This window comes from Actinophytocola sp. (genome assembly GCF_035762905.1).
GTDB lineage: Bacteria > Actinomycetota > Actinomycetes > Mycobacteriales > Pseudonocardiaceae > DASYTH01.
In genome coordinates this window covers 1-16,601 of sequence record NZ_DASUCC010000090.1, presented here as the reverse complement: position 1 = coordinate 16,601, position 16,601 = coordinate 1, and the positions used below count along the sequence as shown (strand labels likewise).

The following is a 16,601-nucleotide window of genomic DNA, read 5'->3' as shown; positions in this document are numbered from 1 at the left end:
CTTGCCCTGGGGTGCGTGGGGCCGCCCTTCGAGGTAGGCGAAGGTGGTGTCGTCCGGGGCGACCATCCCCGCCCGGGCGCCGCCCTCGATGGTCATGTTGCAGACCGTCATCCGGTTCTCCATGGAAAGCCCGGCGATCGTCTCGCCCGCATACTCGACGGCGTGACCGACCATGCCGCCGGTCGTCAGGCGCCCGATCGTCGCCAGGATCAGGTCCTTGGCCGTGACCCCGTGGCCGAGCTCGCCGGAGTAGGTGATCCGCATCGTCTTCGGCCGCTTCTGCAGCAGGCACTGGGTCGCGAGCACGTGCTCGACCTCCGAGGTGCCGATCCCGAACGCCAGCGCGCCGAACGCGCCGTGCGTGGAGGTGTGGCTGTCCCCGCAGACCACCGTCAGACCCGGCTGGGTGAGGCCGAGTTGCGGGCCGACGACGTGCACGATGCCCTGCTCGACGTCGCCCATCGGGTGCAGCCGGACCCCGAACTCGGCGCAGTTCTTGCGAAGCGTCTCGACCTGGGTCCTGGACACCGGATCGGCGATGGGCAGCTCGATGTCCATGGTCGGGACGTTGTGGTCCTCGGTGGCGATCGTGAGGTCCGGCCGGCGTACCCGGCGACCGGACATGCGCAGCCCGTCGAACGCCTGCGGGCTGGTCACCTCGTGCACGAGGTGCAGGTCGATGTAGAGCAGGTCGGGCTCCGCGCCACTCCCCCGGTGCACCACGTGCGCGTCCCAGACCTTCTCGGCGAGCGTCTGTCCCATGGCTCTCACTTCTCACGTACTGGACATCCCAGATATCGGGATTATGATATCGAGTCGTGGGACAGCATAGCGGTATCGGTGTTCTGGACAAGGCGATGGCGGTGCTGCAGGCGGTGGCGAAGGAGCCGTGCGGTCTGGCCGAGCTGTGCGTGAAGACGGGCCTGCCGAGGGCCACGGCGCACCGGCTGGCGGTCGGCCTCGAGGTGCATCGCCTGCTGCGCAGAGGATCCGACGGCCGGTGGCGGCCCGGCGCGGCGCTGGCCGAGTTGGCCGGCGGCGCGACGGACCCGCTGCTGGACGCGGCCGGCTCGGTGCTGCCGCGGTTGCGTGACCGGACCGGGGAGAGCGTGCAGCTCTACCGGCGCGACGGGCTCTACCGGATCTGTGTCAGCGCGGCCGAACCGCCGAGTGGCCTGCGGGACACCGTTCCGGTCGGCGCCCGGCTGCCGATGACCGCCGGCTCGGGCGCCAAAGTTCTTGCCGCGTGGGCCGATGTGAGCATCCAGCGCACCGTGCTTGCCGACGCCGTGTTCGGCGAGCGCGCCCTGCTCGAGGTGCGCAGGCGCGGCTGGGCGCAGAGCGTCGCCGAGCGGGAGCCCGGCGTGGCCAGTGTTTCCGCGCCGGTCCGGGACGCCTCGGGCACGGTCATCGCGGCGGTTTCGGTCTCCGGCCCGATCGACCGGATGGGTCGCCGGCCCGGTGCCCGCTGGGCCGCAGACCTGCTCGCCGCCGCCGACGCGCTGCAGAACCGCCTGTAGCGGGCCGTCCACTCCGGACACCTGCCGGCCGGGTACGTTCGAACACATGACTGAACGGACGATGCGGGAGCTGATGGAGGCCGGCGAGCCGTACATCGCCGACGATCCCGAGCTCACCGAGCTGCACCTGTGCGCCATGGCGATCATGGAGGCGTACAACCGGTCCCCGGCGCACGACCCGGACGCGCGGCACCGACTGCTCACCGAGCTGCTCGGCGGGATCGGCGAGGACACCGCGCTGCGCCCGCCGCTGTACGTGGACTACGGCAGGAACATCACCGTCGGCGCCCGCTCGTTCGCGAACTTCGGCCTGGTGGCGCTGGATGTCGCCCCGATCAGAATCGGCGACGACGTGCAGATCGGGCCGAACGTCCAACTGCTCACGCCGACGCACCCGGTCGAGCCGCAGCCGCGCCGGGAGAAGTGGGAGGCCGCCGAACCGATCGTCATCGAGGACAACGTCTGGCTCGGCGGTGGGGCCATCGTGCTGCCCGGCGTGACCATCGGGGCGAACACGGTGGTCGGCGCCGGCGCCGTGGTCCCGCGCGACCTGCCGCCCAACGTTGTGGCGGTGGGCAATCCGGCCCGGATCGTCCGCCATCTGGGGTAAAGTTCGGATATCTGTTGAGGGGCAGCATTCCGTGTCGTCCGGGGGGCGAAGTGAGCACGGAGCAGGTATCCAGTGGCATCGCCACCCGCTTGCCGGTGGTCCGGAACTGGGCGCTGTGGCACTGGGACAAGGATCTGATCGCCTACTCGCTCTGCGTCGTCCTGGCCGCGGCGGCCACCGTGGCCGGCACGGCGTTCACCGAGCCGGTCACCGGGTCCGACCTCGCCATCCTCGCGGTACTGGCGGTTCTGGGTCTGCTGCAGAGCGAACTGGGCCGCCAGGTGGAGAAGCGCCGGCCACGCGTCCTCGGCCGGCCGCACGTCAACCTGACGTCGGTGTGGCTCGTGCCCGGCCTGCTGCTGCTGCCGTTGGTGCTGACCACCGGGCTGGTGTTGGTGCTGTACGGCCACCTGCACGCCCGGGGCTGGTACAGCACCACCAAGATTCCCTTGTTCCGCACCGTCATCAACATCAGCATCGTCGTACTGACCTGTTACGTCACCGGTCTCGCCGTGGCCAGCACCGGCATGGACGATGTCCGGGAGGCGGTGCTGGCCGGCTGGCCGGGAGTCGGCGCGATCGTCATCGGCATCGGCACGTACTTCGTGGTGAACCTGCTGCTGGTCATCCCGGCCCTCAACCGACCGCTCAGCCTGCAACACCTGTTCGGCACCGGAACCGACAACCTGTTCGAGGTCGCCACCCTGTGCCTCGGCGCGGTGGTGGCCGTCCTGTTCGCGGTCATGCCGGCCATCGCCGTGCTGATCGTGCCGCCGCTGTTCCTGCTGCACCGCGCCGTTCTGATCAACCAGCTGGAAGCCGCCGCCCGCAAGGATCCCAAGACCGGTGTGTGGAACATCGCGGGCTGGCACCGGATCGCCTACCACGAGCTGGTCGCGGCCGAGCGCAGGGCCGCGCCCACGTTCGGGGTGCTGATGGTCGACCTGGACCACTTCAAGCGGATCAACGACACGCACGGGCACCTCGTCGGGGACGCCGTGCTGAAGGTCGTCGCCGATACGATCTCGGCGACCGTGCGCGCGGACGACGCGGTCGGCCGGTTCGGCGGCGAGGAGTTCATCGTCCTGCTCCCGGACACCGGCCGGGACCACATCCACGCGATCGCCGAGCGCATCCGGGCCGCGATCGCCACGCTCGAGTTCACCGTGACCGAGGCCGGCCGGCAACCGCGGATCCGCGGCCTGTCCGTGTCGGTCGGTGTCGCCGTCTATCCCGCCGCCGGCAAGGCGATCGAACGCCTGCTCCAGGCCGCCGACGCCGCCATGTACCGGGCGAAGTCCAACGGCCGCAACCAGGTCGCCTCGTAGTCCACATGAGAGGGATCCGGGTGGCTACGCGGGGCGCGGGACCTGACGGCTCAGAGCTGGAACCGGGCCAGGGCGGCCTGCAGATCGCTGCTCATCCGGGCCAGCTCGGTGGCCGCGCGCTGGGCGTCCTCCAGGCGGACGCCGGTCTGCGCCGTGCGCTCGGCCAGGCCGGAGATGTTCGCGGCAATGGCCCGCGAGCCGTGCGCGGCGGCGGAGACGTTGCGGTTCATCTCGTTGGTGGTCAGGCGCTGCTGTTCCACGGCGGCGGCGATGCCGATCTGGATGTGGTTGATCTTGTCGATCACCAGGCTGATCTCGCCGATGGCGTGCACCGCGTTGGCGGTGTCGGCCTGGATGGCGCCGACCCGGGTGGAGATGTCCTCGGTGGCCCTTGCGGTCTCCTGGGAGAGCTCCTTGACCTCGCTGGCCACCACGGCGAAGCCCTTGCCGGCATCCCCGGCGCGGGCGGCCTCGATGGTGGCGTTGAGCGCGAGCAGGTTGGTCTGCTCGGCGATCGCGGTGATCATCTTGACCACGGAGGCGATCTCCTGGGTCGACTCGCCCAGCTTCTGCACCGTCCGCGTGGTCGCCTCGGCCGTGGTGACCGCCTGCGCGGCGACCCCGGCCGCCTGCTGCGAGCTGTCCGCGATCTCCCGGATCGCCATCTCCATCTGGCCCGAACCGGTCGCCACCGTCTCCACGCTTGCCGACACGTCGGTGGCCGAGGAGTTCACCACCCGGGCCTGGTCGGCGGCGGTCTGGGTGTTGTCGGCGATCGCCGCGGCGGTGCCGGTCAGCTGCTGCGAGGAGGCGGCCAGGTCGGTGGCCGACCGGTCGACCAGCTCCAGCACGCCGGCCAGCGAGTCAAGGGTGTGGTCCAGCGAGTGCGCGACGCCGGCCAACTCGTCCTTGCCGTGGTCGTCGACCCGCACCCGCAGGTCGCCGTTGTCCACCTGCTCCAGGACCGCCTGCACCTTGCGCAGCGGGCGGATCACGCTGCGGGCCACCAGGAGCGCGAGGATCAGCGAGACCAGCAGCCCGCCGCCGACGATCGCCAGGATCATCATGCGCGCGGACTCGTAGGTGTCCTGCGCCTCTGCCGCGGCCCGCTCGGCGTGCGCGGCCTGCTCGGCGGTCGCCGCGTTGATCGAGCTCTGGGCCTGGTAGATGTCCTGCGCGGAGTGGTTGAGCGCGGCGATGCGCTCGAGGCCGGCCACTCCTACACCCAGCGACACCAGCGCGACCAGCAGAATCGCCGCGACCATCCGGGTCCGGACGCCCCAGCGCCGCAGGCTGTACCAGACCATTCGGGACGTATTCTCTTGGCGCCGCATGTCGACCTTCCGTTGTGTGCCCAGCACGGCTCCCCGGCCGTTACCCGCACCATCGGCAGCGCACCCGGTGAGTTGAGACACGATCGTGGGAACCCCTATCGACCCTTATGAGAGTAAGTTCTCAGATCGACGTGAACTGTTTTCGTCGCCATTGCTCTCTGTCATCGTTTAGGCACAGGAGTTCACCGACGAATTCGGAGGAATACAATTATGAAGCCTGTTTCCCGTGCGCTTCTGGCCGGTGCCGGTCTCGCGGTCGCCGGCGTGCTCGCCGTCGCCGCGCCCGCGGCCGCCGTCGCTCCCGCCCCCGCCGCCGCGTCCGACTTCAGCTGCACCGCAAGCACCAGCGGCAACACGGTCACCGGCAGCTGCCAGCTGGACACCCGGCTTGGCACGTTCGGCGCGACGTTCACCGGGACGATGCGGGCGGACGGCTACGCGTCGGGCACCATCACGATGCGGGCCGGAATTCTGGGGACGCGCACTGGCAACTGGAGCGGCGGCCCGTTCACCCGCGGCTCGACGGCCACGGTCAACTTCTCCATTCCCAGCCCACTCGGCCCGATCGACGGCTCGTTCCAGGTCGACATTCCGTGATCTGAACGGATTCGCCACAGCGAAATGCCCGGGAAGTTTCCCGGGCATTTCGCGGTGCGCGCCCCCGGCGGGAATCGAACCCGCTCCGGTCCGCCCACAGGGGGCGGCTGCCCGACCATTGGGCGTCGGGGGCCGAAGGCCTTGTTGATCGTGGCCGGTAGTGGCGTCGGCGCGCACGCCTCCGGCGTTACCGGTTCCTCACCAGCACCCTATGCCTTGGCCAGCCGTCGCCGAACCCCTCAGGCGTCGCCGTAGACCGGGATCCGGGCACCGCTGATCGGCCAGGCGTCCGGGCCGGCCAGGAACGCGATCACCTTGGCGATGGCGGACGGCGGGACGGCCCGCGCGGCCAGATCCGGGGGCATCCAGGTGCGGTTGGCCGGGGTGTCGATCACCGACGGGAGCACGCAGTTGACCCGGACCCGCTGCGGCCGCAGCTCCTCGGCGAGCAGCTCGGTGATCCGCACCACCGCGGCCTTGCTGGTGGCGTGCGCCACCGGGGCCGGGCCGTCGACCGCGGTGCGCGAGCCGACCGTGACGATCGCCCCGCCGTCGGGCATCCGGCTGGCCGCCTCGCGGGCCGACCACAGGACCGAGTGGACGTTGGACCGCCACAACCCGTCGAGCGCCGCGGCGTCCAGATCGGCCAGCGAGCCGGGCACGTAGCCGCCGGCCAGCGCCACCAGCGCGTCCGGCGCGGTGGTGACCGCGTCGACCTCCGCCCAGGCCGCGCCGACGGCGTCCTGGTCGGCAAGGTCGACCGCGACCGGGTGCACCCCGGGCCGCGCACCCACCTCGTCGAGGGCGGCGCCGGGCCGGTCGAGCGCCACCACTCGGGCACCGCCCTGGAGGAACTCGTCCAGCACCGACCGGCCGAGGGCGCCGGCCGCCCCGGTGACCACTACCTCCATGTCGCTCCCTTCGTATGACCTGGGTTACCAAGTCTCAGTCCTACTTGCCGGTAACCGATTCCCCCGACTAACGGAACGACTACAACCGGAGAATTGGCATGACCGCACAACAGCACGACGCATCGCCGGTGGCCTGGTACAGCCTGCGGCGCTGGGGGGTGCGCACGCGGCTGGTCGCGGCCATCCTTCTGGTAGCCGGGGTGACCCTCGCCGTCGGCCTGACCGGACTGCAACGCATGTCCCTGCTCAGCGACAAGGCGCAGGACATCTACCACAACGGCAGTATTCCGTTGGACACGATGCGGTCGCTGCAGAAGGCCCTGTGGGAGTACCAGGCGCACACCGCGCGCGAGCGGATGCCCAACATGGACTGGATGTTCGTGCAGGACGAGTCCAAGAAGGGCCGGGCGGTCCGCGAGCAGCTCAACGAGCTCGGCCGCACCGTCGGCACGCTGCCGCTCAGCGATGCGGCGAAGGGCGCGATCCAGGAGTACCAGCAGGTGGTCGCGTCCTACATGGTCAACGTGGACAAGGTGAACCTGGGCTCGGCCAGCCACGACCCCCGGGTCGCCGAGTGGACCCCGCTCATGCTGGAGCAGGAGGCCAAGGCACAGGAGGCGCTCAACAAGGCCACCGAGGAGGCCCGCTCCTACGCCGAGCAGACCGCCCAGGCCGCGCAGGACGCCTACGAGACCGCCCGCGTGGTCACCGTCGCCATCGTGGCCACCGGCATGGTGATCTCGCTGCTGCTGGCGCTTCTGGTGGCGCGCAGCGTGATCCGGCCGCTGACCCGGATCCGCGAGGTGCTCGACGTGGCCGACGACGGCGACCTGCGGGTGCGGGTCGACGACAACGGCAAGGACGAGCTGGGCAGCGTCGCGCACTCGCTCAACCGGACGCTGGACTCGCTGGCCGGTGTGTTGGAGCTGGTCGACCGGTCGGCCACCGACCTGGCCGCCTCCTCGCAGCAGCTGACCGGCACCGCCGCTGCGATCGCCGACAACACCCAGACCGCCGCCAACCAGGCCCAGGTGGTGAACTCCTCGGCCACCGAGGTGTCGGCAAGCGTGGACACCGTGGCGACCGGCTCGGAGGAGATGGAGGCCGCGATCCGCGAGATCGCGCACAGCTCCCGGGAAGCCGCCGAGGTGGCCGCCCGCGCCGTGGGCACCGCCGAGGCGACCACCCGCACGGTGGAGAAGCTGGGCGAGTCGACCCAGGAGATCGCCTCCGTGGTCAAGATGATCACCGCGATCGCCGAGCAGACCAACCTGCTAGCGCTCAACGCCACCATCGAGGCGGCGCGGGCCGGGGATGCCGGCAAGGGCTTCGCCGTGGTGGCCAGTGAGGTCAAGGAGTTGGCCCAGGAGACCGCTCGGGCGACCGAGGACATCTCCACCCGGGTCGGTGCCATCCAGGCCGACACCGCCAACGCGGTGCACGCCATCGGTGAGATCAGCCTGGTGATCGACAAGATCAACAACATTCAGATCAGCATCGCCGCCGCCGTGGAACAGCAGAGCCTGACCACCAACGAGATGAACCGCTACGTGTCCGGTGCCGCCGACGGCTCCAAGGCCATCGCGGCGAGCATCTCGGGCCTGGCCGACAGCACGGCGCAGACCAACGCCCGCTTGGAGGACGCCCAGCGCGCCGCCACCGAGCTGGCCCGCATGAGCAGCGATCTACAGACCGCGCTCGCCGGCTTCAAACTCTGAAGCCACGGGCGGCGTGCGGCTCCACGAAGCCGCACGCCGCCCTTTCTGTTCTCATCCCGCCGTGCCGGCGAGTGCGGCGGGGAGCGCGAACCCGGTGGGGGCCGGGAGAAAATCGTGCACGGCGACCACGGCGTCCGGCGGGATGGGGCCGTAGACGTGCGGGAACCACACGCCGTCCGGGGTGGGCGGGTCGCCCGGCTCCCAGCGCAGCGGGACATCGAGCCGGGCCGGGTCGATCTCCAGCAGGATGAGGTCGGTCCGGCCGGCGAAGAGGCGGTTGGCCGGCAGGTGCACGGTGCCGAAGTCCGAGCAGTGCACGAAACCCACCGTGTCCAGGGAGGCCGCCCGGTGCGGCCGGCCCGGCCGGTATGCGGCCCGCGGCGTGATGTGCAGGATCATGCGCCGACGCTAGTGGCGTTCGGGTGATTGGGCTCGTCGGGTGTTTCCGCGGTGGCGCACCCGGAATATGTTGTTGGTCACCACAAATTGCTCTCCTGGACGGAGATCGCGATGGGACTTCGCTCGTTGGCCACCGCCCAACGGATGTGCGGTGTGGTGTTGCTGCTGGTGGCGCTGGTCGCCACCGTTCCCTCGGCCGGCGCGCTGGCCGCACCGGGCGGCGATGCCATGGTCTACCTCGATCGGAACGCACCCGCCCCGGCGCGGGTGGAGGATCTGCTGCGCCGGATGACCCTGGCCGAGAAGATCGGCCAGATGGACCAGATCGTCACCGGTGCGCTGCGCGACGGCACCAACCCGGCGGACGGCAACTGCCGAAACCCCGGCGGGAACAACGATCCGCTCCAGCCGAACTGTCTGGAGAACGTACTGATCAAGAACTTCACCGGCTCGATCCTGGCCGGTGGCACGGACAACCCGGTCCTCAACACCGGCAGGGGCTGGGCCGAGTGGTACAACACGATCCAGCGGCACGCCATCGAGCGGTCCCGGCTGCACATCCCGGTGATCTTCGGCGTGGACGCGGTGCACGGCTACGGCCACCCGTTCGAGGCTCCGCTCTTCCCGCACGCCATGGGAATCGGCGCGACCTGGGATCCGGCCGTGGCCCGGGCCGGCGGCGAGGTCACCGCCCGTGCGCTCGCCGCCACCGGCTGGACCTGGAACTTCGCCCCGGTCCAGGACCTTCACCGGGACAACCGGTGGGGCCGGGCCTACGAGAGCTGGGCCGAGGCCCCGGTGCTGTCCGCCGCTCTCGGCGGCGCCTACGTCACCGGCCTGCAGGGCACGGACCGCAACCGGCTGCGGACGGCCGCGACGGTCAAGCACTTCGCCGGGTACTCCCAGTCGGTCAACGGACATGACCGGGTCCAGGCGCAGCTGCCGATCCGGTACCTGCAGGACGTCCACCTGCCGTCCTACGCAGGCGCCATCGACGCGGGCGCCGCCACCGTCATGGTGAACTCGGGCTCGGTCAACGGCATCCCGGCGCACGCGTCGCGGTACCTGCTGACCACGCTGCTGCGCGAACGGATGGGCTTCACCGGCGTGGTGATCAGCGACTTCGCCGACGTGCCGGCGCTGGCGAACAACTACCACATCGCCGGCGACCTCTCCGGCGCGATCGCCAAGGCGGTCAACGCCGGGGTGGACGTCTCCATGACGCCGTTCGACTACACCGGCTGGCAGGCCGGGCTCACCCAGGCCGTGCGGCAGGGCCAGGTCTCGGTGGAGCGGATCAACCAGTCGGTCCGCCGGATCCTGCGGCTGAAGTTCGAGCTCGGCCTGTTCGAGAACCCCTACGTCGACCCGAACCTGGCCGACGCGGCGGTGCAGGCCGGCCGGGACGCCACGCTGCGCGCCGCCCAACAGTCGATCACGTTGCTGCGCAACCAGAACAACGTGCTGCCGCTGCCCGCCGGTGCCCGGCTGGTGGTCACCGGGCCGAGCGCGGACTCGATGACCAACCAGCTCGGCGGCTGGAGCGTGAGCTGGCAGGGCGTGTTCGGCGCCGGACACGTCTGCTGCATGGGCCCGGCCGACCAGATCCCGCCGGGTACAACGGTTCTGGCCGGGCTGCGGGCCGCGACGCCGAACGTCGTGCACGCGCCGGACCAGGCCGACGCGGTGGCCGCGGCCGCGGGCGCCGACGCGGTCGTGGTCGCGGTCGGCGAGAAGGCCTACGCCGAGGGGCTGGGCGACCATCCGGCGCCCACGCTGCCCGCCGACCAGAAGGCGCTGATCAGTGCGCTGCAGGCGACCGGAAAGCCGGTCATCGTCGTGGTCATCGCCGGCCGTCCGCTCGGTATCGGGCCGGCCCAGCAGGCGGCCGGTCTGCTGATGGCCTACCAGGGCAGCACCGAGGCGGGCACCGCGATCGCCGACGTGCTCTTCGGGCGGGTCAACCCGAGCGGGCGGCTCCCGGTGAGCTGGCCGTCCGAGGCCGACGCGCCGGGCGGCGACTTCTGCGGAGGCTGCCCGTCCCCGCTCGGCGACCAGCCGAAGACCTTCGATCAGTTGCCGGACACCGCATCCGGGGCGGGCAACGACTACAACCCGTTGTACCCCTTCGGTTTCGGGCTCAGCTACACCACGTTCCAGACCAGCGGCCTTTCGGTCACCAACTCGGTGCGCCGGGGCGAGTCCGCCCAGGTCACCGTGACCGTGACCAACACGGGCAGCCGGGCCGGAACCCAGGTCGTGCCGGTCTTCGTGAACCAGCCGGTGAGCAGCGTCGTCGCGCCGCCGCGCCGGCTGGTGGCGTTCACCAGGGTCGCGCTCGATCCCGGGCAGTCCAGAACCGTACGGATCCCGTTCCCGGTGTCCGTGCTCGCGGTCACACCCGGCGACATCGACTCGACCGAGCGGCCGCAGGTCGAACCCGGTTCCTACCAGGTGCAGGTCGATTCCCTGACCGCCGGTTTCACGATCCGCTAGTCCGGGAACCCGATCGACGGAGGTGTCCGGGTGTCCGCGGACAACCGGACACCGAAGAAGCACGTTGCCGAGGCCGGATGGGAGACGCAATGGCTTGGGTTCGAGGACATCGCCGACACGTGCCGGGCGGCTGGTTCCGCACCGCGTCCGTGCGCGGCCACTACCGCAGGAACCCCGGCGGCATTCCACTCGTTCCCATCATCGTCGCCGCCATCGTCATTCTGGTGATCATCGCGGTGTTGTGATCGTCACGAGTGTCTGAACAGGACAGTGGTCGGACGGGAACTGCCCGTCCCTCGAGAAGGTGTTGACAGCCACCGCCGGCACCGAAACGGCGCCCCTGGCAAGGATCCAGTCGATCCGAGCGCCGTGGGGTGCCGGCGGATGGTAACCGTGGAAGGTCGCGTACGCCGGGGTCACCCACTCGGTCGCCGTGTTCCACGTGTCGGTGAGCCCGGTGCCGTGCGCCAGAATGTCGTACGGCGCCGAGGCTCCTGCCGCCGCGTTGAAGTCGCCGGTGACCACGATCGGCTGGCCCATGGCGATGCCGTCCAGCCGGGACCGGATCAGCTCCGCGCCCCGCACCCGGGCCTGCTCGGACTGGTTGTCCAGGTGGGTGTTGAGTACCACGAACTCGGTGCGGGTGCGGTGGTCGGCGAACCGGACCCAGGTGACCATGCGGATCGACCCACTGGCCCAGGACCGCGAGCCGATCACCCCCGGCGTCTCGGACAGCCAGAAGTGGTCGTACTCCAACGGCTCCAGCCGTACGGTGTCGTAGAACACCGCCATGAACTCGTCCCGGCTGCCGCCCGCGCGGCCGACCCCGATCCAGTCGTAGCGGTCCGGCAGGTCGTGCTGGACGTCCTTGAGCTGGGCGTACAACCCCTCCTGCGTGCCCAACACCGTCGGCCGCTCGGTCCGCAGCAGCTCGGCCATGGCCGGCCGCCGCCGCGACCACTCGTTCGGCGGGGTGTCCGAGGCATAGCGCAGGTTGAAGGTCATCACGTGCAGTGCGTCGCCGCGCGCCGGTCCGATCAACATCGACCAACGATGCCATCCGGGGTGCCCGCAATGCCACGGGGTGATCGGGCGGTCACTAGAATCGGTGGGCGGGCGTCGACGAGGACGCGGCATCGGGCACGGAGGGCAGCGTGACCGGACAGGACGAGCTGATCGCGGGCCGGTACCGGCTGGTGGCCCGGATCGGCCACGGGGCGATGGGTGTGGTCTGGCGGGCCGACGACGAGCGCCTGGACCGGACCGTCGCGGTCAAGCAGTTGCTGCCGGATCCGGACGAGCTGGCCGGCGACGGAACCCACCGGGAGGGCCGGGTGGCCGCCCGGCTGCGCCACCCGCACGCGGTGATGGTGCACGACGCCGTCGAGCACGACGGCCGGCGGTACCTGGTGATGGAGTACTTCCCATCGAGCAGCCTCGCGGCCCGCCTCACCGCGGACGACGTGGCCAGGATCGGCCGCCAGGTCGCGGCCGCGCTGGCGGCGGCGCACGGCGAGGGGATCGTGCACCGGGACGTCAAGCCCGCCAACGTTCTGGTCGACCCGGACGGCCGGGCCAAGATCGCCGACTTCGGCATCTCCCGGGCCCTCGGCGACGGCACGATGACCGGCGGCGCGATCCTGGTGGGCACGCCCGCCTACCTGGCCCCGGAGGTGGCCGCGGGCGAGGCCGTCGGGTTCTCCTCGGACGTGTTCGCGTTCGGCGCGACGCTGTACACGGCGCTGGAGGGCACGCCGCCGTTCGGCCTGGACGACAACCCGATCGCCATGCTGCGCCGGGTCGCCTCCGCCGCGATCCGGCCGCCACACGCCCGCGGCCCACTGGTCGACGTGGTGCTCTGGATGCTGCGCCGCAACCCCGGTGAGCGGCCCACCATGCGCGAGGCCTACCAGGCACTGGACGCGGTGCTGGACGGGCGACCGACCGGAGCGCCGAAGCCGGAACCGGAGCCGGAACCCGCGGCGTCGGCGCGGACCGCCCGGCGACGCCGGCTGGCCGGCGCCGGCCTCGGCGCGCTGGCCCTGGTCACGCTGGGCGTGCTGCTCGGCTCGCTGATCCCGGCCCGGGTGGTCACCGTGGTGACCGCGGACCCGCATGCGTCCGATCCGCCGCCGGCCGGCCCGACCACCTCGCTGACCCTCGCGCCGCCGGCCACCGGCACGGCTCGCACGGCGACCTCCAACCCGCCGAGCCCGTCCAGCCCCTCCGGCACCGGCGAACCGTCCACTTCGGACACCCCGGCCGTGGCTCCGGCGCCGGGCGGCTGTTCGGCGCGCTACGCCGTGACCAACGCCTGGCCGGGCGGCTACCAGGCGGAGATCACGGTGAACACCCCCGGACCGGCCATCGCCGGCTGGGCCGTGCGCTGGGCGCTGCCCGCCGGGCACACCATCACCAACCTGTGGCGGGGCACGCTCCAACAGGACGGATCCGCGGTCACCGTCGTCAACCTGGACTACAACGGGCAGATGGCGGCCAACGGTTCGACCACGTTCGGCCTCACCGCCAACGCCCCGCCCGGCCCGGATGCGCTGATCGGCGAGATCCCGGTGCTGAACTGCCAGAGCCGCTAGCCGGTCGCCCCGAATCAGCGCGCCGGGGAACCGGCGGCGGCCTTGGTGTAGCTGGTGACGATGGCGTGCAACTCGGTGGGGTCGATGACGGCGGCCAGGTCGGTGAAGCCGTCCGGGGCGCGCTGCTCGACGATGTCGATGACGCCCTCAGGGCCGCCGGCCCGGTTGCGGCGCACCAGATCGGTGCTGGCCGGGAGCCGCTCTCCTTGGTAGGCAAGGAGAGCCTCGGTCGCGGAGGCGGCACCGGCCAGCTGTGCTGCGAGGCTGGTGGCGTCCAATGTGGCCTGTCCGGCGCCGCTGGAACCCATGGGGTACATGGGATGGGCGGCGTCGCCGAGCAGGGTGACCCGGCCCTGGGTCCAGAACGGGAGCGGCTCGCGGTCGCACATCGGAAAGACGAAGAACTCCGGGGTGGCGGCCACCAGCGCCGTGTGGTCGAGCGCCTCGAGGCGGAACCGATCGACGTACGGGCGCACGTCGGCGGGCTCGGCGCGGCGCGACCAGTCCTGCCGGCTGGGTGCCGGGTCGCCGTCCGCGCCGGTCTTGACGCAGAGCACCCAGTTGGTGAGCCGGGTGTCCGCGGTGGCCCCGGGCGCGATCGGGTAGATCACCAGCTTCGCCTGGGTGCCGCCAGCGATGATCATGGACGCGCCGGTACCGAACACCGGCCACTCGGTGGCGCCGCGCCACATCGTCACACCGTTCCAGTGCGGCGGCCCCTCGTGGGGGAACAACTGTGCCCGCACGGTCGAGTGGATGCCGTCCGCGCCGACCAGCACGTCGGCCCGGACCGGCGGGAGCGCGGCGCCGCCCGGGTCGGCGAACCGCGCGGTGACGGCGTCGGCGTCCTGGTCGAACCCGGTCAGCCGGTGCCCGGTGCGCACCGCGTCGGCGCCGAGCCGCTCGAGCACCGCGCGCAGCAGCAGCCCCTGCAGCCGGCCGCGGTGAATGCTGAACTGCGGGACGTCGAACCCGGCGTCGGTGCCGCACGGCCGGACCATGATCTCCTGCCCCAGCCGATGGGCGTAGGTCAGCTCCCCGGTCCGCACCCCGGTCTGCGCCAACCGGTCGAGCAGCCCGACCGCGGCCAGCTCCCGGACCGCGTACGGCAACACGTTGATTCCCACCCCCAGCTCGCGAATCTGTTCGCTCTGCTCGTAGATCTCACAGTCCAGGCCCGCGTGGTGCAGCCGCAGCGCGGTCACCAGCCCACCGATCCCGGCTCCCACAACGATGATCTTCATGACCCCTCCCTCGGTCGCGTGGTTCCGGTCGTAGGGTAGTTGTAGCCTTCGCGCCGTGGAGATCATCTTGATAGCCGGCTTCTGGCTGGACGGCTCGTCCTGGGACGACGTGGTTCCCGTGCTCGAAGCGGCCGGGCACCGCACGCACGCGCTGACCCTGCCGGGCATGGAGTCCCCGGACGCCGACCGCGCCGGGGTCACCCTGCGGGACCACGTCGACGCGGTGGTCGGGGTGCTCGACGGGCTCGACCCGGCGGCCGGAAAGGTCGTGCTGGTCGGGCATTCCGGCGGTGTCGCGGTCGCGCACGCGGCGACCGACGCCCGGCCCGGCCGGGTCGCCCGGGTGGTCTGCGTCGACGCGATCCCGACCGGCGACGGCGACGCCGTCAATCCGGACCTGCCGGTCGAGAACGGCGAGGTGCCGCTGCCGGACTGGTCGGTGTTCGACCACGAGGACCTGATCGACCTGGACGACAAGCTGCGCGCGGCGTTCCGGGCCAGGGCCGTCCCGACGCCGGCGCGGGTCGCCAGCGACCCCCAGCGGTTGAGCGACGAACGGCGCTACGACGTGCCGGTCACGGTCATCGCCTGCGCGTTCCCCGGCGCGCAGCTCGGCGAGTGGATCGCGGCCGACCTCCCGTTCGCCCGGGAGCTGGCGAAGATCCGCGACGTCAGTCATGTCGACCTGCCCACCGGGCACTGGCCGCAGTTCACCCGGCCGGACGACCTCGGCCGGGCCATCGTGCGCGCGATCGGGCCGGGCTGAGCAAAGATGGTGACCATGCCGACGATCCCGTCCACTGCCCTCGAGGTCCGGCTGGCCGCGCGGCCGGTCGGCCGGCCAGGTCCGGAGAACTTCACCGTCGCCGAGGTACCGGTGCCCCGCCCGGGACCGGGCCAGTTGCTGGTGCGCAACCTGGTGCTCAGCGTCGACCCGTACATGCGCGGCCGGATGAACGCCGGGCCGTCCTACGCACCGCCCTACCAGGTGGGCGAGGTCATGCACGGCGGCGCCGTCGGCGAGGTCGTCGAGTCCACAGTGGACGAATACGCGCCGGGCGACGTGGTGCTGCACGGGCTGGGCTGGCGGGAGTGGGCCGTGCTGGACGCCAGCGGCGCCGGCCGGATCGACCTCGACCTGGCACCGGCCGGTGCCTATCTCGGGGTGCTCGGCATGCCGGGGCTCACCGCGTATGCCGGGTTGCTCGACGTGGCCGGGTTCCGGGCCGGCGAGACGGTGTTCGTCTCCGGCGCGGCCGGCGCGGTGGGCTCGGTGGCCGGCCAGATCGCCCGGCTCAAGGGCGCGGCCCGGGTGATCGGCAGCGCCGGTTCCGCGGCGAAGGTCCGCTACCTGCGCGAGGAGCTCGGCTTCGACGCGGCGTTCAACTACCGGGACGGGCCGGTCACCGAGCAGCTCGCGGACGCCGCGCCGGACGGCATCGACGTGTACTTCGACAACGTCGGCGGCGAGCACCTGGAGGCCGCGATCGGCGCCCTCACCGTGCACGGCCGCGTCACGGTGTGCGGCATGATCTCCCAGTACAACGCCACCGAGCCCACACCGGCGCCGCGCAACCTCGGCATGCTCGTGAGCAAGCGGCTGACGGTGCGGGGCATGCTGGTCACCGACCACGCCCATCTGCAACCGCGCTTCCTCGAGGAGATGAGCGCCTGGCTGCGCGACGGCGCGGTGCACTACGAGGAAACCGTCTTCAGCGGTCTCCGCAATGCCCCCGATGCGTTCCTGGCCCTGCTCGACGGCCACAACACCGGCAAAATGCTCGTCAAACTCGCCGACTGACCACAGCCTGCCAAGCAGAACCCAACCCCCGCCCGCGCTGCGCGCGTGG

The 16,601-nt window shown here is 71.4% G+C and carries 16 protein-coding genes and 1 tRNA gene; 10 read left to right on the top strand and 7 right to left on the bottom strand.

Annotated features, from left to right (window positions below; all coding sequences use genetic code 11):
• The coding region (locus tag VFV67_RS18010) for an aconitase family protein (protein ID WP_326471435.1) at positions 1-762 on the bottom strand (762 nt) is incomplete at its 3' end.
• Positions 763-818: 56 nt separating this feature from the next.
• On the opposite strand from VFV67_RS18010, the gene VFV67_RS18005 reads away from it, so the two are divergent.
• The 3 genes from VFV67_RS18005 to VFV67_RS17995 are packed head-to-tail and all read left to right on the top strand — an operon-like array spanning position 819 to position 3,458.
• Positions 819-1,520, top strand: coding sequence for an IclR family transcriptional regulator (locus VFV67_RS18005; protein WP_326471434.1), 702 nt, complete (start codon positions 819-821; stop codon positions 1,518-1,520).
• A 46-nt stretch (positions 1,521-1,566) separates the two neighbouring features.
• Complete coding sequence (locus VFV67_RS18000; protein WP_326471433.1) at positions 1,567-2,130, top strand: sugar O-acetyltransferase; 564 nt, start codon at positions 1,567-1,569, stop codon at positions 2,128-2,130.
• A gap of 50 nt (positions 2,131-2,180) precedes the next feature.
• Positions 2,181-3,458: a GGDEF domain-containing protein gene (locus VFV67_RS17995; RefSeq protein WP_326471432.1), complete on the top strand. Its 1,278-nt coding sequence runs from the start codon at positions 2,181-2,183 to the stop codon at positions 3,456-3,458.
• 50 nt (positions 3,459-3,508) lie between these two features.
• Here VFV67_RS17995 and VFV67_RS17990 read toward each other — a convergent pair whose 3' ends face one another.
• Positions 3,509-4,765, bottom strand: a complete 1,257-nt coding sequence (locus VFV67_RS17990) for a methyl-accepting chemotaxis protein (protein WP_326471430.1) — start codon at positions 4,763-4,765, stop codon at positions 3,509-3,511.
• Between the two features lie 237 nt (positions 4,766-5,002).
• Between VFV67_RS17990 and VFV67_RS17985 the strand changes: the two genes are divergently transcribed.
• Positions 5,003-5,389: a hypothetical protein gene (locus VFV67_RS17985; RefSeq protein WP_326471429.1), complete on the top strand. Its 387-nt coding sequence runs from the start codon at positions 5,003-5,005 to the stop codon at positions 5,387-5,389.
• Between the two features lie 59 nt (positions 5,390-5,448).
• Here VFV67_RS17985 and VFV67_RS17980 read toward each other — a convergent pair.
• Together VFV67_RS17980 and VFV67_RS17975 are read right to left on the bottom strand one after the other, a co-directional pair.
• Positions 5,449-5,522 (bottom strand) — tRNA-OTHER (locus VFV67_RS17980).
• Between the two features lie 106 nt (positions 5,523-5,628).
• Entirely contained in the window at positions 5,629-6,300 is a 672-nt protein-coding gene (locus VFV67_RS17975) for an SDR family NAD(P)-dependent oxidoreductase (RefSeq protein WP_326471428.1), read from the bottom strand.
• A 98-nt stretch (positions 6,301-6,398) separates the two neighbouring features.
• On the opposite strand from VFV67_RS17975, the gene VFV67_RS17970 reads away from it, so the two are divergent.
• Positions 6,399-8,018 carry a methyl-accepting chemotaxis protein gene (locus tag VFV67_RS17970; protein ID WP_326471427.1) on the top strand — a complete coding sequence of 540 codons (1,620 nt, stop codon included), beginning with the start codon at positions 6,399-6,401 and terminating at the stop codon, positions 8,016-8,018.
• Between the two features lie 51 nt (positions 8,019-8,069).
• On the opposite strand, the gene VFV67_RS17965 is transcribed toward VFV67_RS17970, so the two are convergent.
• Positions 8,070-8,417, bottom strand: a complete 348-nt coding sequence (locus VFV67_RS17965) for a DUF952 domain-containing protein (protein ID WP_326471426.1) — start codon at positions 8,415-8,417, stop codon at positions 8,070-8,072.
• 111 nt (positions 8,418-8,528) lie between these two features.
• Between VFV67_RS17965 and VFV67_RS17960 the strand changes: the two genes are divergently transcribed.
• Together VFV67_RS17960 and VFV67_RS17955 are read left to right on the top strand one after the other, a co-directional pair.
• Positions 8,529-10,913 (top strand): glycoside hydrolase family 3 N-terminal domain-containing protein, encoded by a 2,385-nt coding sequence (locus tag VFV67_RS17960; protein ID WP_326471425.1) that lies wholly within the window; start codon positions 8,529-8,531, stop codon positions 10,911-10,913.
• Positions 10,914-11,032: 119 nt separating this feature from the next.
• Positions 11,033-11,158: a hypothetical protein gene (locus tag VFV67_RS17955; RefSeq protein ID WP_326471423.1), complete on the top strand. Its 126-nt coding sequence runs from the start codon at positions 11,033-11,035 to the stop codon at positions 11,156-11,158.
• Here VFV67_RS17955 and VFV67_RS17950 read toward each other — a convergent pair.
• Entirely contained in the window at positions 11,142-11,957 is an 816-nt protein-coding gene (locus tag VFV67_RS17950) for an endonuclease/exonuclease/phosphatase family protein (protein ID WP_326471422.1), read from the bottom strand. The genes VFV67_RS17955 and VFV67_RS17950 overlap by 17 nt on opposite strands.
• Positions 11,958-12,067: 110 nt before the next feature.
• Here VFV67_RS17950 and VFV67_RS17945 point away from each other — a divergent pair, with 110 nt between their 5' ends.
• Positions 12,068-13,507 carry a serine/threonine-protein kinase gene (locus VFV67_RS17945; protein WP_326471421.1) on the top strand — a complete coding sequence of 480 codons (1,440 nt, stop codon included), beginning with the start codon at positions 12,068-12,070 and terminating at the stop codon, positions 13,505-13,507.
• Between the two features lie 14 nt (positions 13,508-13,521).
• Here the strand turns inward: VFV67_RS17945 and VFV67_RS17940 are convergent, their stop codons facing one another.
• Positions 13,522-14,751 (bottom strand): flavin-dependent oxidoreductase, encoded by a 1,230-nt coding sequence (locus VFV67_RS17940; RefSeq protein WP_326471420.1) that lies wholly within the window; start codon positions 14,749-14,751, stop codon positions 13,522-13,524.
• Positions 14,752-14,806: 55 nt separating this feature from the next.
• Between VFV67_RS17940 and VFV67_RS17935 the strand changes: the two genes are divergently transcribed.
• The gene (locus tag VFV67_RS17935; protein WP_326471419.1) at positions 14,807-15,517 is read left to right on the top strand and encodes an alpha/beta hydrolase; all 711 of its coding nucleotides are present in this window, start codon (positions 14,807-14,809) and stop codon (positions 15,515-15,517) included.
• A gap of 15 nt (positions 15,518-15,532) precedes the next feature.
• Positions 15,533-16,552 (top strand): NADP-dependent oxidoreductase, encoded by a 1,020-nt coding sequence (locus VFV67_RS17930; protein WP_326471417.1) that lies wholly within the window; start codon positions 15,533-15,535, stop codon positions 16,550-16,552.
• Positions 16,553-16,601: the final 49 nt, after the last annotated feature.